General features: G+C 37.0%; 12 protein-coding genes. 11 read left to right on the top strand and 1 reads right to left on the bottom strand.

Annotation, left to right across the window (positions count from 1 at the left end):
- Positions 1–173: 173 nt before the first annotated feature.
- From J2Z26_RS17260 to J2Z26_RS17225, 8 genes are all read left to right on the top strand, one after another.
- On the top strand, positions 174–1,157 hold the full coding sequence (locus tag J2Z26_RS17260) for an ABC transporter ATP-binding protein (protein ID WP_193539853.1): 984 nt from the start codon (positions 174–176) through the stop codon (positions 1,155–1,157).
- Position 1,158: 1 nt separating this feature from the next.
- Positions 1,159–2,127, top strand: coding sequence for an ABC transporter ATP-binding protein (locus tag J2Z26_RS17255; RefSeq protein ID WP_193539852.1), 969 nt, complete (start codon positions 1,159–1,161; stop codon positions 2,125–2,127).
- 41 nt (positions 2,128–2,168) lie between these two features.
- The gene (locus tag J2Z26_RS17250) at positions 2,169–3,815 is read left to right on the top strand and encodes an ABC transporter substrate-binding protein (protein WP_193539851.1); all 1,647 of its coding nucleotides are present in this window, start codon (positions 2,169–2,171) and stop codon (positions 3,813–3,815) included.
- A gap of 90 nt (positions 3,816–3,905) precedes the next feature.
- The gene (locus J2Z26_RS17245) at positions 3,906–4,907 is read left to right on the top strand and encodes an ABC transporter permease (protein ID WP_193539850.1); all 1,002 of its coding nucleotides are present in this window, start codon (positions 3,906–3,908) and stop codon (positions 4,905–4,907) included.
- 16 nt (positions 4,908–4,923) lie between these two features.
- Entirely contained in the window at positions 4,924–5,841 is a 918-nt protein-coding gene (locus J2Z26_RS17240; RefSeq protein ID WP_193539849.1) for an ABC transporter permease, read from the top strand.
- 193 nt (positions 5,842–6,034) lie between these two features.
- Positions 6,035–7,801 (top strand): methyl-accepting chemotaxis protein, encoded by a 1,767-nt coding sequence (locus tag J2Z26_RS17235; protein WP_193539848.1) that lies wholly within the window; start codon positions 6,035–6,037, stop codon positions 7,799–7,801.
- A gap of 143 nt (positions 7,802–7,944) precedes the next feature.
- The gene (locus tag J2Z26_RS17230) at positions 7,945–8,937 is read left to right on the top strand and encodes an N-acetylglucosamine kinase (protein ID WP_193539847.1); all 993 of its coding nucleotides are present in this window, start codon (positions 7,945–7,947) and stop codon (positions 8,935–8,937) included.
- Positions 8,937–10,082 (top strand): exo-beta-N-acetylmuramidase NamZ family protein, encoded by a 1,146-nt coding sequence (locus J2Z26_RS17225; RefSeq protein ID WP_193539846.1) that lies wholly within the window; start codon positions 8,937–8,939, stop codon positions 10,080–10,082. Before J2Z26_RS17230 ends, J2Z26_RS17225 begins: the two co-directional genes overlap by 1 nt.
- A 51-nt stretch (positions 10,083–10,133) precedes the next feature.
- Here the strand turns inward: J2Z26_RS17225 and J2Z26_RS17220 are convergent, their stop codons facing one another.
- Positions 10,134–11,711, bottom strand: a complete 1,578-nt coding sequence (locus J2Z26_RS17220) for a SpoIID/LytB domain-containing protein (RefSeq protein WP_193539845.1) — start codon at positions 11,709–11,711, stop codon at positions 10,134–10,136.
- Between the two features lie 362 nt (positions 11,712–12,073).
- Here J2Z26_RS17220 and murQ point away from each other — a divergent pair, with 362 nt between their 5' ends.
- The 3 genes from murQ to J2Z26_RS17205 all read left to right on the top strand — a co-directional run bounded on the left by murQ (position 12,074) and on the right by J2Z26_RS17205 (position 15,438).
- Positions 12,074–12,985, top strand: a complete 912-nt coding sequence (gene murQ, locus J2Z26_RS17215) for an N-acetylmuramic acid 6-phosphate etherase (RefSeq protein ID WP_193539844.1) — start codon at positions 12,074–12,076, stop codon at positions 12,983–12,985.
- A gap of 123 nt (positions 12,986–13,108) precedes the next feature.
- A complete protein-coding gene (locus J2Z26_RS17210; protein WP_193539961.1) occupies positions 13,109–14,419 on the top strand; it encodes a sugar ABC transporter substrate-binding protein in 1,311 nt (436 codons plus the stop codon).
- 89 nt (positions 14,420–14,508) lie between these two features.
- Positions 14,509–15,438, top strand: a complete 930-nt coding sequence (locus J2Z26_RS17205; protein ID WP_193539843.1) for a carbohydrate ABC transporter permease — start codon at positions 14,509–14,511, stop codon at positions 15,436–15,438.
- The last annotated feature ends 2 nt before the right edge of the window (positions 15,439–15,440 follow it).

The raw sequence follows: 15,440 nt of genomic DNA, 5'->3' as shown, positions 1-15,440 counted from the left end.
ATCTCCGGCATCTTTACATTTTAAAAAAGTTCGTTATAAATAACACTCCATTTACATATATAACATTAAGGAAAACTAGTACGAACTTTTACATGGGTTACTAATAGTTTCGAATAAATGAAGTAAGAGCGATTATTCATACATAAAAAGTATCAAAAGAGAGGGGAACTCTTGTGTCAGAAACAATACTTGAAATAAAAGATTTAGAAACACACTTTATAACAGACGATGGGGTAATTCCTGCAGTAGACAAGTTTTCCATACGTATTAATGAAGGCGAGGTACTAGGGATTGTTGGTGAATCAGGATGTGGAAAAAGTGTAACATCCTTGTCAATCATGGGTCTAATACCTACTCCACCCGGGAAAATAGCCGGTGGTGAGATATTATTTAACTCTAAAAATTTGCTAGAGCTCTCAGAAAAAGAAATGCGTTCATTGAGAGGAAATGAAATTGCAATGATTTTTCAGGAGCCCATGACTTCATTGAACCCGGTGTATACAATCGGTGACCAAATTGGAGAAGCCTTTAGATTCCATAAGAAAGTTAAGAAGCAAGAATCAATAAAGCTGGCTGTTGATATGTTAAAAAAGGTTGGAATTCCTAGAGCAGACCAAATTGTCCATGAATATCCTCATCAGCTTTCTGGAGGTATGAGACAAAGGGTGATGATTGCAATGGCCATGGCTTGTGAGCCAAAGTTACTGATTGCTGATGAACCTACTACTGCTTTAGATGTAACGATTCAAGCACAGATTTTAGATTTAATGAAACAGTTAAATAAGAATAAAGGTACAGCGATTATGCTTATTACCCATGACTTAGCCGTGGTAGCAGAGCTTTGCGACCGCGTAGTTGTTATGTATGGTGGAAAAGTTGTTGAGGAAGGTGATGTTAGAACGATTATCAAACATCCTCAACATCCGTATACAAAAGGGTTAATCCGCTCATTACCGAAACTTCATGAAAAATCGGGGCGCCTCTATTCTATCCCTGGAAATGTTCCGAAACCAGGCAGTATTAAGATGGGTTGTCGCTTTGCTCCAAGATGTGATGAAGCCATCGATATTTGCAAGGAACAGGACCCAGAATTGATTGAGGTTGCACCGGGTCATAAATGCAGGTGCCTTCTATATCAACTAGAAGGGAGAGATTAGTATGGATAATATCATTTTAGAAGTGAGAAATCTTAAAAAGTACTTTGACATTACGGGTGGGGTTTTATCCAAAAAGGTTGGAAGTGTAAAAGCGGTAGATGATGTTAGCTTTTCGGTAAAAGAAGGTGAAGTTTTAGGAATCGTCGGTGAAAGTGGTTGTGGTAAATCTACTACTGGTCGAACAATCTTAAGGTTGATTGAACCAACCGAGGGCAAGATCTATTTTAACGGAACAGATATTACTTCTTTAAAAGCAGAAGAGATGCGAAAGCTAAGAAAAGATATGCAAATTGTATTTCAGGATCCATACGCCTCACTAAACCCAAGGCATACAGTAGAAAAAATTATTGAAGAACCAATGATTGTCCATGGTATTGGTACTAAAAAGGAAAGACGTGAAAGAGTTCGATATTTATTAGAAACTGTTGGCTTGAGTAGTTATCATGCGTCAAGATATCCGCATCAATTTAGTGGTGGGCAGCGCCAAAGGATAGGTATTGCTCGTGCTTTAGCTGTTAACCCCAAAATAATTATTGCAGATGAGCCTGTGTCAGCATTAGATGTATCCATTCAATCACAAATATTGAATCTTATGCAGGATTTACAGAAAGAGTTTAACCTTACATACATCTTTATCGCTCACGATTTAAGTGTTGTAAAACATATAAGTGATCGAGTAGGCGTTATGTATTTAGGTAGATTAGTAGAATTGGCTCCTAAGGATGAATTATATGAAAACCCAAAACATCCTTATACGGAAGCATTATTATCTGCAGTGCCAATCGTTGATCCAGACTATAAAAAAGAAAGAATTCTGCTTGAAGGGGATTTGCCGAGTCCATCTAATCCACCAAGTGGTTGTGCATTTCATACTCGCTGTCCTGCTTGCATGGAAATATGTAAAAAAGAAAGACCAGTATTTCAGGAGCTATCTGATGGTCATTTCGTGGCATGTCACTTATTTGGATAAAAGACATACACGTTTGATATAAAAATTTAAGGGGGCATATTATGAAGAGAAAAGGGTTAATTATTATGTTCATCCTAGGGCTAATTACATCATTAGCTTTAGTTGGATGTAGCGACAAGCCAAGTACGTCTAATGATCCGGAAAAACCTAAAGATGACACTAGTGAGAATGCTGAACCTAAAACTTTGATTTTCGCGCGTGGTGGTGAAAATAATAGTTTAGATTTTGCTAGTACAACAGATGGTGAAACATCTCGTGTTACAATGCAAATTTTTGAGTCATTACTTGAATATGATAAAGATTCTTTCAATGTAAAGCCAGGCTTAGCAAGCGACTGGAAAATTGAAGATGATGGCACGCGCTATATCCTTGATTTAGTAAAAGGGATTAAGTTCCATGATGGAACAGACTTTAATGCAGATGCTGTAATCTTTAACTATGAGAGATGGGCTGATAAAAATCACCCTCACCATTATGCAGATGAAGGCTTTGCATATACCTTCTATCAAACATTATTTGGCGGTCATAAAGGTGATGAAGGACATATTATTAAAGAAATCAATAAGCTAAATGATCATCAAGTTGAATTCGTATTAACCAAGCCTTATGCACCATTTATTCAAAACTTGGCGATGGCATCATTTGCGATTGCTTCTCCTAAGAGCTTTGAAGATTATGGTAGCAAAATAATTGAGAATCCAGTTGGTACGGGACCTTTCATGTTCAAGGAATGGAAGAGAAATGAATCTATTACTCTTGTTAAAAATCCAAACTACTGGAAGGAAGGTCTTCCGAAGCTTGATACAGTTATCTTTAAGACAATTCCAGACAACTCAGCAAGATATACTGCATTAAAAGCAGGACAAATTGATATTATGGACGGTTTAAACCCAGATGATGTCAATGGTGTAGAGTCTGACTCTAACCTTAAACTATATAAACGTACTGCTAATAACGTTGGATACCTAGGATTTAATACACAAAAGGCTCCTTTTGATGATCCAAAAGTACGTGTTGCAATGAACTATGCAGTAAATAAAGAAGCCCTAATTGCAGGTTTATATAATAACCTAGCTGTGCCAGCTAAGGGTGCTTTACCACCTGGATACTTAGGCTATAACGATTCTGTAGAAGAATATTCGTATAATCCAGAAAAAGCAAAGCAGCTACTAGCTGAAGCTGGTTATGAAGATGGTTTTACGTTTGATTTATGGACGATGCCGGTTGCACGCCCTTATATGCCAGATCCTCAAAAGGCAGCAGAGGTGCTACAAGCAGATTTTGCTAAGATTGGTTTAACAGCAAACATCGTAAGTATGGAGTGGGCTACGTATCTAGATGAAACAACTAAGGGTAAACATGATGTATTTATGCTTGGTTGGTCTGGAACAAACGGTGACCCTGATTACTTCTTAAACCCATTATTAAGTAAGAACTCAATTCCAGGCGGAAACCGTGCTCAGTATGCAAATGATGAAGTAACAGAATTGCTTATTAAAGCAACAGAGGTAACTGATGTTGCCGAAAGAGAAAGCATGTACCAAAAAGCACTAGAAATCATGCACAATGAAGCACCTTGGATTCCACTTGTTCACAATACACCAGTGTTGGCATCTGGCTCAAATGTACTAAATTATGTTCCACATCCTTCAACAAGTGAATCATTAGCTGAAGTAGACTTAGAATAAACGTAATCTTAGTAGTTAAGTAGGGTAGTAGAGGAATGCTCTACTACCCATTTTATACACAGCTAGCTAGAAACCAAGGTGGTGAATTATATGTTTGCTTATGCAATACGACGTTTACTTTTACTTATACCAGTATTAATAGGAATGTCTTTAATTACATTTTCCATCATTCATTTAATTCCTGGAAACCCAGCCCAAACAATGTTGGGGGAACAAGCGACTCCTGAGGCAATTGAAACCTTAGAGGAAAATCTAGGATTAAACAAACCTTATCTTGTTCAATATGGTATTTATGTAAAAGGATTAGTAACTGGAGACTTAGGAACGTCATTATTAACAAAATCCCCGATTATCGAAGAGGTTAAACCCTTTCTTGCAGCTACAATTGAGTTAACCGTCTTTGCTATGCTATTTGCTATTATCGTTGGGGTTAATGCTGGTATTATAAGTGCTTGGAAACAAAACTCATGGTTTGACTATATCAGCATGCTTATTGCTTTAATTGGTGTCTCGATGCCAATTTTCTGGTTAGGCTTGGTTGAGCAATGGATTTTTGCGCAAGAGCTTCAATGGCTACCAGCCTATGGAAGAGAAAATGCAAGAGATCCAGTTGAGGTCGTAACACACTTTTATCTAATTGATTCGTTACTCTCCGGAAGGTTTGATCAATTTTGGGTTACAATGAAGCATTTAATCTTGCCAGGTATTGCTTTAGGTACGATTCCGATGGCTATTATTGCTCGTATGACCCGTTCTAGTATGCTAGAGGTATTGCGCTCCGATTTTGTTCGTACGGCTCGAGCGAAAGGGGCAAATCAATTTATCGTTATTTATAAACATGCTTTGAAAAATGCGTTGATTCCGGTAATCACAGTAGTTGGTCTACAGACTGGTACATTGTTAGGTGGAGCAATCTTAACAGAAACCATCTTTAGTTGGCCAGGGATGGGACGTTATATATTTGAGGCGATAGGAAGTAGAGATTACCCAGTCATTCAATCAGGTATTTTATTAGTAGCTTTTATATTTGTAATGGTTAATTTAATCGTAGACCTGCTATATGCATATCTAGATCCAAGGATTAAATATTGATAAGGGGTGAGATTATATGGGACTATTAAAAAATGAAACAAGCCAATCTGAACTAAATCAACCACCTCACGTCAATAATGGCCAGGAAGAAGCCATCTCACCTTGGAAAGATGCATATAGAAGCTTAAAGAAGAATAAATTAGCGATGGTTGGCGCAGGGATCATTCTCTTCTTTATATTGATTGCCCTTTTTGCTCCATTGATAACATCTCATGGAATCAATGATCAAAATATGTCAGTCCGTTTACAAGCACCTTCAGTTGAATTTTGGTTTGGGACGGATGATTTTGGAAGAGATATATTTACAAGGATTGTATATGGTGCTCGTATTTCTTTGTGGGTTGGCTTTTTTGCAGTTACTGGTGCTTTATTTTTTGGGACTCTATTAGGGGTTATTGCTGGTTATTATGGACGCTTTAGAGACAGTATAATCTCAAGAATTTTTGATATTATGCTAGCTTTCCCAAGTATATTACTAGCCATTGCCATTGTAGCTATTTTAGGGCCTTCTTTACAAAATGCTCTGATAGCAATTGCAATAGTTAATATTCCTATTTTTGGAAGATTAGTTCGTTCTAAGGTGTTAAGTTTGAAAAATGAAGAATATATCATGGCGGCTAGGGCTCAAGGGATGAAGGATTCTAGAATTATTATCCATCATATCTTGCCAAATAGCTTGGGCCCAATTATTGTTCAAGCTACATTAGGTTTTGGGACAGCCATTCTTGAAGCAGCTGCATTAGGATTTTTAGGAATGGGTGCACAACCACCTGACCCAGAATGGGGTAAAATGCTTTCAGATTCCCGGAGCTTTATTCAAAGTGCACCGTGGACTGTACTTTTCCCTGGCTTCTCGATTATGTTGATTGTTTTAGGGTTTAATTTAATTGGTGATGGATTGCGTGATGCGCTTGATCCGAAGATGAAGAGTTAGAATGGAAAATTAAGTGTCGGTGATATAATTTTATAAGGCTTAGTCGTATATGTTTACGATTGAGCTTTTTTATTGATTGTACCTGGATTTTCCAATCTTCTTTTAGTGCTATTCTGTTAAAATTCATCGAAAAATGTCGATATAAATAGCAATAGTGGTAAGACCACTAATGAAATATAAAGGAGACACTATCATGAATTTCAACAAGATATCCACAAAGTTATTATTAGGTATCACTATTTTAGTGTTAATCGCGACTACCACTTTGGGGTTACTTAGCTACAATTTTGCTAAACAAGAGCTTGTGGATAGCGGGAAGCTAGATTTACAACATATTGTACATAATTCGATCTCTGCACTTGAATTATTAAATGAACAAGTTGAATCAGGTGATTTAACACTTGAAGAAGCAAAGATGCGAGCACGTGAATTATTAGTAGGACCACCTACAACTATGGATGGAAAAACTACTTATGATTTTACACAGACATCTTTTCTTTACAAAAAAGAAGGATACTTAATGGCATATGATTCAAGCCATATTGCACAATTACATCCAAGCATTCAAGTTGGAGATGACAAAAAAGACGTTAAAAACTCTAAAGGGCAGTATGTTGTTCAAGATATTGTGAAGACTGCAAAATTGAGCAGTTCAGAAGATCGATTTTATGAGTATGCTTGGCAAAACGCAGGTGAGACAGCTGAGCGTAATAAAATTGTCTATGCCGCTTATTATGAACCGTGGGACTGGAATATTGGTATTGGGGCTTATGAGTACGAGTTCTACGAGTCTTTAAATACTCTTTTATATTTAATATTAGGAATTTCAATCTTGATTACTATTATTGGGCTAGTAGTGTTTTACTTTGTTACACGAAAAAAATTGAAACTGATGGAGACGATTACTAAGTCATCTCTTCTGATTTCAGAGGGCAATTTAGATGTTCCAGCTTTGCCTGAATCAGCAGATGAACTAGGGCAGCTGGGTAAAGCATTTAATAAAATGACGGATCAGTTAAAAACAATTCTTTCGAACATCCAAACTACAAGTGTGAAAGTTTCACAGTCAGCACTAGAGCTTTCGGCCTTAACGGAAGAAACTAGTTCAACAAGCGAAGAAATGAGTAGGGCAATCAACGAAATTACGAAAGGCTCTGTCTCACAAGCCGCTGATATTGAATCTACAAGTCAAAAAACAGAAGAGCTTAGTGGTGCAATTATTAAAATGAATGAACAGAATCAGTTGATGAGAACACTTTCTGTTGATTCTACTAATGCGATTGAACTTGGTAAGGAAAAGGTAACTATACTCCAAGCTTCTAATGAAGATTCGAAGAAAGCATCTGAACAAATAGGTGTAGGAATCAATCACTTATATCGCAGCATTAAAGATATTTCAAATATCGTGACAACGATTGATTCAATCTCTCAACAAACGAATTTACTTGCATTAAATGCTAGTATCGAGGCTGCTAGAGCGGGTGAATCAGGAAAAGGATTTGCGGTTGTAGCTGACGAAGTTCGAAAGTTAGCTGAAGAAACAAACAAAGCTACAAATGAAATCCAACAAATGATTAATAGTATCGAAAAAGAGACAGAATCAACTGTAAAGGCAATGGAAAATACAACAGAGATCTCATCTAAACTTGATCTTGCTGTAAATGATACGGAAAGTCAATTTAGTCATATTTCTAAGTCTATCAATCAAATTATTGGAGTGATTGAGCGATTAAACTCAGAGATATTAGTTGTTACCAACCATACAGAGAGTATTGTAGAGTCTGTTCAAAATATATCTGCTGTTGCTGAAGAAACAGCAGCATCTTCTGAAGAAGTTCTAGCTTCTGTTGAGGAGCAAGTCGGTGTCATTGGTACAATTGCCACGTCTGCAGAAAATCTTAATACGTTAAGTGAAGAATTACAGAAAATGATGGAACAATTTTCTACTGAATCAAAATAGTTAGTATGAGGCTTAGTCATTGAGTGTTTATGACTAAGCCTTTTTTATTGAAATGCGACATAGTTGTGATACATAATGGGTTTAAAATTTAATTTTAATATAATCTAGTAATATAAAATATGATTTTAAGAGTGGGGATTAGTATGTACATACTTGGTATTGACGGGGGAGGAACTAAAACTACAGGAGTAATTGTTGCTTCTACAGGAGAAGTGAAGGCTATAGCTGAGGTTGGTGCAACAAATATAAATACGGTAGGTTCGGTTGGAGTAGAGGGAGAAATTCAGAAGTTGGTATTTGAATTAAAAGCACTTGATGTACAAGCATTCAACCAATTATCTGTTGTCTTTGCGGGAATGGCCGGCGCTGGGAATGACTCAAATAAAAATGAACTTGAAACGATAATTGGCAAAGTGATTGAAAAGGATATCCCTATTCATGTAGAAAATGATGCAATTCCTGCACTGTACTCTGGATCGCTTGGACAGGAGGGGATGGTCCATATCTCAGGTACTGGATCTATTGCATTTGGAATTAACCGTGATGGGAAGACAGAAAGAGTAGGTGGCTGGGGTTATTTAGTAGATGCTGGGGGTAGTGGATTTGCTATTGGTCAAGAAGCATTTAAAGGACTTTTTGATCGTTATGATAATTGTAAGGAGAAAACACTACTGGATGAAAAAGTGTTAAGGTATTTCTCAATCACCGAAATATCTAATCTAATTCCGATTATTTACCGCAATCCTGATCCCCGGAAATTAGTAGCTTCTATTGTTCCTTTAGTATTTGCAGCAGCGGATGAAGGCGACCGTGGTGCTCAACAAGTTTTATTGAGTACAGCAAGAGACATTGCCGACAATATAAAGTCCCTTGCACCGAAACTGTATAGTACAACTGAAACACAAATTCCAGTGGTTCTTGCAGGTGGATTGTTCTCAAGAAAAGATTGGTTCATATCAACAATAAAAGAACAATTAGAACTGGTAGGGTTAAATTGTAATCTTATCGTACCAACCGTCCCACCTATCGTCGGCTCAGTGGTTGGCGGATTAAAGATGTTAAAGGGAGAAATTGATCTCGAATTTATAAAGCGATTAAAGAGCTATTTTGAAAATAGAGAGGAGGAGCGGAATTGATGATCAATGGGTTGGATAAGCTTCTATTGGAAAGTGACCCGGAATTAAGTAGAAAACGAATCGGACTTATTATTAATCATACGTCGGTTGATCAGGATCTAAAATTAAGTCTAGATGTGTTGTTAAGCAGGGGCTATAAAATTAAAGCAATCTTTGCTCCAGAACATGGTTTTAGAGGAAATGCAGCAGCAGGTGAAAAGGTTGCACATCAAGTTGATAAAAAGACAGGAATTCCAATCTATAGCCTATATGGTGATTCAAGGAGTCCTTCGTCTGAAAGCATGAAAGAGATAGATGCATTTGTCTTTGATATCCAAGATATTGGTGTTCGATACTATACCTACATATACACATTGGCCTATTCGATTGAAACGGCGGCTAAGTTTGGTTTGGATTATTATGTTTTAGACAGGCCTAACCCAATTACAGGGGATGTGGTAGAAGGGAACATAATCAATTCTAAATTCGATTCTTTTGTTGGAAAATATGGACTGCCGATACGCCACGGAATGACAGTGGGCGAGCTAGCAACGTATTTTAACAATGAATATAAAATGGGCTGTAAATTAACTGTTATTAAGATGGAAGGTTGGGAAAGAGAGAAGTGGTTTGATGAGCTTGCTTTACAGTGGATTATGCCTTCACCGAATGCAACAGGAATAGAGATGGCCGCACTCTATCCAGGTACCTGTCTTTTTGAAGGAACCAATGTATCTGAAGGGAGAGGAACAACTCGTCCATTTGAAATGATTGGGGCACCTTGGATTGATGCTGAAGAGTGGTATGAAAAACTACAAGCTTATAAGTTAGATGGAGTTATGTTTCGACCAACACATTTCACTCCAACTACGTCAAAATATGCAGGCGAGTTGTGTGAAGGAATACAGGTACATATAGTTGATAGGAAACTGATGAAGCCGTTACATGTAGGATGTGCGATGATAGAATCTTTGAAAAACCTATATCCTAGCCAGTTTAAATGGCTGGATCCCATTAAAGGAAGATACTTTATTGATTTGCTGGCTGGGACGGATCAATTGCGGTTACGCGTTGATGGTAAAGAAAATCTTTTAGGTTGGTTAAAAGTTGAGGAGTCAAAATTAGAGGAGTTTAAAGTTATAAGGAAGAAATATCTACTATATTAGGAGAAAACAAAAACAGCCAGATGTGAACTGGCTGTTTTTGATACTAAAAGATTAATAGTTCTTCTCTAACTCAATCCCTTGATAATAATGTTTAAGAATCTCGTCAAATGTATATCCTTTGACAGCCATTCCCATTGCACCTGTTTGGGACATTCCAACACCATGGCCCCAACCTCCGCCATATGTTTTGAATCCGATTACTTCTTTTGTTTTGTTATCAACAACTGGTTCAATAAAGAATAATGTGCTTAACAAAGAGGCTTGGTTCCCACTAGCATTGATATATTTTAATGCCGTACGAACCCTGTCTTTATACTCGTAGAAATTACCTGCTTCTGTTACAAACTCTATCTCTAATACACGACCAGAGTTAGATCGTTCTAATACATTAATTTCATATACTTTACCAACTTCCGTATTATAGTAAGTGCTTAATACATTACTTATTTCTTCAGAAGTCCATTCAAAGTTCCAACGATGGTATCTCGACCAGTCTGACTCATAATCACCTTCTGCTGCTGCTCGCAGTGATTTAGCGTTTTTATGGTTTTTGAAAACCTCTAAACTAGGGACATGCTCTAATGCTTTACCTCTTTCTGCATCAGGAACACCACGAAGATAAGGGACAGCCTCTGAATTCCAAACATCCTCATTGTTAGCAGAATATCCGCCACTAGTCGAGTTGAAAACGGCAGTAATTAATTTTCCTTCATATGTAGCTACAATTCCCTTTGTTTCGTCTACTGCTTGATTTGAGACTGGATGCTCTGCTTCAAATCCTGCATACACTTGGTCTGAAGTAGTTGGAAGAAGGTCATAGCCATCGGCTTTTCGCTTGCCAAGATTAGACATTGCATACGTACGTGCAGCAACAGCCTGAGATTTCTGTGCTTCAACTTCGCCATATGGTACAGGTGGTAGCTCACGAGGAACAACACCATACAAATACTCTTCCATAGGTAACTCATTAATGCCAGCTAAGGTACCTTTACTGTTAAAAGCAACTTCACCTAGTCCACGATATTTTTTGCCGTTGATTTTAATATGGTCATTACTAGATTCAATAACAACGGAGTTTTCTGTAGCTTTTGCTTCACTACCACTAGTTACTTTTAGTTTTGATTCACCTTCAGCAATTGTTACAACTTTCCAGAAGGCATCGCTAGCAGCCAACCCTAGCCTAATCATGTCATTTTTAAAAGCAGTTCTATCTGAAAATGATGCATCTGCAGGAAATTCTCCAATAAAAAGACGGTATCCATTGTTATACGGCTCAACATAGGTAGGGTGGCCAGCATTTTTAGCTCTATCCAACCAATCGGCAACATATGGTTCACTTGATGTAAATGCGACTTGCAACCTGTAATTATTCTTAATCTCAGCAGAAGAACCCAAAGTAATCTCTACAGAATCATTACTGCCCTCAAAAAGCACGTCCCCAGTTACTTTATCCTTAATAACATAATCACCATCACTACCAAGAGTAATTGTTTCTTTTTCTGGTTCAACACCAATCCGTATCATCGGTTCCGCAGATTCTGTAGTAGCTGCTATTTCACTAACACCCTGTAACAATAAAGCGCTTACAAGTAAAACGACGAAAGAATATTTTACTAGCTTTTGAAACATACCATCATTCCTCCTACTTAATAATCGGGGACATTTTGCCCTTATATTTAAAGCTATTCTTTGAAGTTATTAAAAATTCCTTTTAGTATTTTCGAAAATATCTAAAATTTTATTTCAGTGACAAAAGTACTAGACATCCAAAACCATTACTATTATTGAAGAATTTAACTGATTGTAAAAAAACATGATAAAAAAATGGTACAAAATAATCATGTGTAATATTAAAATGAAACTTATGTTTTAATATATAATTTCAAAATTTTTCAAATTAAATTTCACAAAAAGTATTGAAAAAATATTTTAATGTTGTATTATAATATTAAAATTAGATTTCAACAAGAATGTGATTGGTTGTGATGATTATGAGTGTGGACCTTTCTAAATTAACAACAGAGCTAAGAAATGGCGATTCGATGAAAATTGATCAATCGTCTACGCTAGAAGTATTGCAGCTAATAAATAAGGAAGATCGAGTTGTCGCAGATGCTGTTCAGCTTGCACTTCCACAAATTGCTAAAGCAGTGGACGCAATTTATCAATCCTTAAAAAAGGGTGGAAGATTGTTTTATGTTGGTGCTGGAACGAGTGGTAGGTTAGGTGTGATTGATGCAGCTGAATGTCCTCCAACCTTTAGTACAGACCCAGATTTAGTTCAAGCAATTATAGCTGGTGGTGAAAAGGCTCTATTAGTTGCTGTTGAAGGTGCTGAGGATGATGCAGAACTAGGTAGCAGTGACTTAGACAAACAGAATTTTTCAAGTAAAGATGTAATTGTAGGCATTGCTGCTAGCGGTAGAACGCCCTATGTAATAGGAGCTTTAGAATATGCAAAAAGCATAGGAGCAGAGACAATTTCGCTTTCTTGTAATCTAGATTCTGAGATTAGTAAGATGGCTAATCATCCTATTGAAGTAATTACGGGCCCTGAGGTTGTGACTGGTTCAACTAGATTGAAAGCTGCAACTGCTCAAAAAATGGTGCTTAATATGCTATCGACAACTGTAATGATCAAATTAGGAAAAGTGTATGAAAACCTAATGGTTGATGTTAAGGCAAGTAACCAAAAATTGATCGAACGAGCAAAGAATATTGTTATGACGGTTACTAATGCTGACGAAGAATTAGCAAGTGCAATATTAGAAAAAACAAACTATGAAGTGAAGCCAGCCATTGTCATGATTGAAGCTGATGTTACATACGAAGAAGCGAATAAAGTGATTGAATTGGCAGAAGGAATGGTTAGAAAAGCAATTAATCTAGCAAAAGGGGAATAGAATTTTTGCTATTCTTTAAAAGGTTTGGAAGCGTTTACAATAGGCGGTAATGTTTTATAAATTTATAGTTTATAAGACTTATCATAGACTTAAACAAATTATTAAGGGGGAAAAATCGTGAATATGAAAAAGCTGTTTACCATGTTTGCTCTAATTTTACTAACTTTATCAGTATTTGCAGGCTGTAGTAAAGATTCCGCTTCAACGACTGAAAGTGGGGACTGGGAAAAATGGGAAGGTAAAATTACAATCTGGGATGGTCCTCGTTGGGCTGATGACAAAGAAAACAAATATCATTGGTTAGAAGCGAAAAAGGCTGAATTCCAAGATAAGTACCCTGGAGTAGAAATTGAAATCGTTCAAACTCCATGGGCTGAATTTAATGATAAATTAAGTGTTGCAATTGCAGGTCGTGCTTGGCCGGACATTGCTGCTGTTGATATTAGTGGTGCTATAAATATTAACCACATTAAACAAGGTGTTATTGAAGAGGTTGGAGCTTTTTATTCTGAAGACGAATTAAAAGATTTCTATCCAAATGCTTTAGCAGCATATGATTTTGATGGAAAATACTATGGTATACCTAACTCCATGACAGTACACGCAATGCTTTTAAATCTTGATATTTTTGAAGCAAAAGGTGTTGAACCACCAGTAGATGGTCGTTGGACATATGATGAGTTTGTAGAAAAAATGAAAGCTTTAACAGGTGATGGAGTATACGGATTCTCTACTTATTTATTACCTGGTTATTATGAAGCATGGCCATTCCTGTTAATGGATGGCGGATACCCGTTAAATGAAGATGCAACTGAGTATACATTTGATTCAAAAGAAGCAATTAGCGGTTTACAAAAGTTAGTTGACCTTAAATTCAAACATAATGTAGCTCCTCAAGAAATGGGTGGAGCTGATGTTGGTGGCACATGGAATGCTTGGGCAGCTGCAGACCAACGTTCTGTTGCAGTTCAACCATGGGCTACATGGGCTATCGCAGCAGCACAAGGTGAAAAGTTCAAAACAAACTTTATGGTAGCAGAATATCCAACTGGAGATACTGGTGAGCCTGTAACAATCGGCGGTGTCGGTGGTTGGGTAATGTTCAAACAAGAAGATGCGGACAAAAAACGTATGACTGCAGAATTTATTAAATTTATTTCAACAGCTGATGAGCAAGTAGAATGGGCTAAAAACTATGGTACATTCCCATCTCGTCAATCTGCTGTAGACCAAAATCCATTTGGTGACAATCCAGAATTGGCAAAAGCTCAAGAGTTAACAACACATGCAGTTGCTATGCCTCGTCATGAAAAGTGGGCAAGAATTGATGAAGCAATCCAAAAAGAATTACAATTAGCTGCAAATGGCGAAAAGACTCCAGAAGAAGCACTAACAGATGCAAGAAAAGCTGTAGAAGGCATTCTAGGCGAGTAAAATTGAAGCTCTCTTCCGATTGAAAGGAAGGGAGCTATTTTTTAAAATAGACATAGTATTATGTTTTTCCTTTTATGAGGGGTGAAAGAATGGAACTAAACAAAAAAGTAAACTACAAAACAACAAACGGCATTGAAATCAAGCAAGACAGCGTCTGGACAAAGGTCAAGAAAAATAAAATTGCATACCTCTTCCTCCTACCAAAACTACTATTCTTTGCGGTTTTTATGCTTATTCCGATCATATGGTCATTTATTTTATCTTTCCAAGATGTAGGTGTATTTAATTCAGAATGGGTAGGGTTAAAAAACTATATCGCTGTATTTAAAAACGAAGTGTTCATGGTATCACTCTGGAATACATTTCTGTATACAATCATAACTGTTCCGGCTTTTGTTATTACAGCACTATTAATCGCTACATTGATACATCCGTTAGGTAAACATTCGCAATCATTCTTCCGTGCCGCATTTTACTTACCACAAGTAACATCCATGGTTATCATCGCAATGGTTTGGCGCTGGATGTACAATTATCGATTTGGACTATTTAATTATATAATGAACTTTTTCGGAATTGAAAACATTGACTGGTTAGGGCAATCTGCAACAGCACTACCTTCATTAATGATTATGGCAATACTTATTCCACCAGGATCTGGTATCATTATTTACCTTGCTGCGATGAACGATGTTAATCCATCATTGTACGAAGCTGCAAAAATTGATGGAGCAAACGCCTTCCAACGCTGGATGAAAATTACCGTTCCATTATTAAAACCTACTACGTTGTATCTGGTTATTCTGAGTACAATCTCATCTTTTCAGGTATTCACGCAAATCATCATGATGACCGGCGGGGGACCTGGAAATTCAACAGAGACAATTGTTCATGTTATTTATAAAACGGCATTTAGGGACTTTAATTTTGGCGGAGCATCTGCTCAATCAATGATCCTTTTTGCGATCATCATGGTCTTCGCGATTTTCCAATACCGAGTTTTACAATCTGATAAATAAAA

Source organism: Cytobacillus luteolus (assembly GCF_017873715.1).
Taxonomy (GTDB): Bacteria; Bacillota; Bacilli; order Bacillales; family Bacillaceae_L; genus Bacillus_BV; species Bacillus_BV luteola.
Note: the sequence above shows the minus strand (reverse complement) of the source record. Positions and strands in the feature narration are given on the sequence as shown.

Coding starts and splice junctions, on each gene's coding strand:
- J2Z26_RS17255 (WP_193539852.1), top strand. CDS start 1,159: ATGGATAATATCATTTTAGAAGTGAGAAATCTTAAAAAGTACTTTGAC.
- J2Z26_RS17250 (WP_193539851.1), top strand. CDS start 2,169: ATGAAGAGAAAAGGGTTAATTATTATGTTCATCCTAGGGCTAATTACA.
- J2Z26_RS17245 (WP_193539850.1), top strand. CDS start 3,906: ATGTTTGCTTATGCAATACGACGTTTACTTTTACTTATACCAGTATTA.
- J2Z26_RS17240 (WP_193539849.1), top strand. CDS start 4,924: ATGGGACTATTAAAAAATGAAACAAGCCAATCTGAACTAAATCAACCA.
- J2Z26_RS17235 (WP_193539848.1), top strand. CDS start 6,035: ATGAATTTCAACAAGATATCCACAAAGTTATTATTAGGTATCACTATT.
- J2Z26_RS17230 (WP_193539847.1), top strand. CDS start 7,945: ATGTACATACTTGGTATTGACGGGGGAGGAACTAAAACTACAGGAGTA.
- J2Z26_RS17225 (WP_193539846.1), top strand. CDS start 8,937: ATGATCAATGGGTTGGATAAGCTTCTATTGGAAAGTGACCCGGAATTA.
- J2Z26_RS17220 (WP_193539845.1), bottom strand. CDS start 11,711: ATGTTTCAAAAGCTAGTAAAATATTCTTTCGTCGTTTTACTTGTAAGC.
- murQ (WP_193539844.1), top strand. CDS start 12,074: ATGAGTGTGGACCTTTCTAAATTAACAACAGAGCTAAGAAATGGCGAT.
- J2Z26_RS17210 (WP_193539961.1), top strand. CDS start 13,109: ATGAAAAAGCTGTTTACCATGTTTGCTCTAATTTTACTAACTTTATCA.
- J2Z26_RS17205 (WP_193539843.1), top strand. CDS start 14,509: ATGGAACTAAACAAAAAAGTAAACTACAAAACAACAAACGGCATTGAA.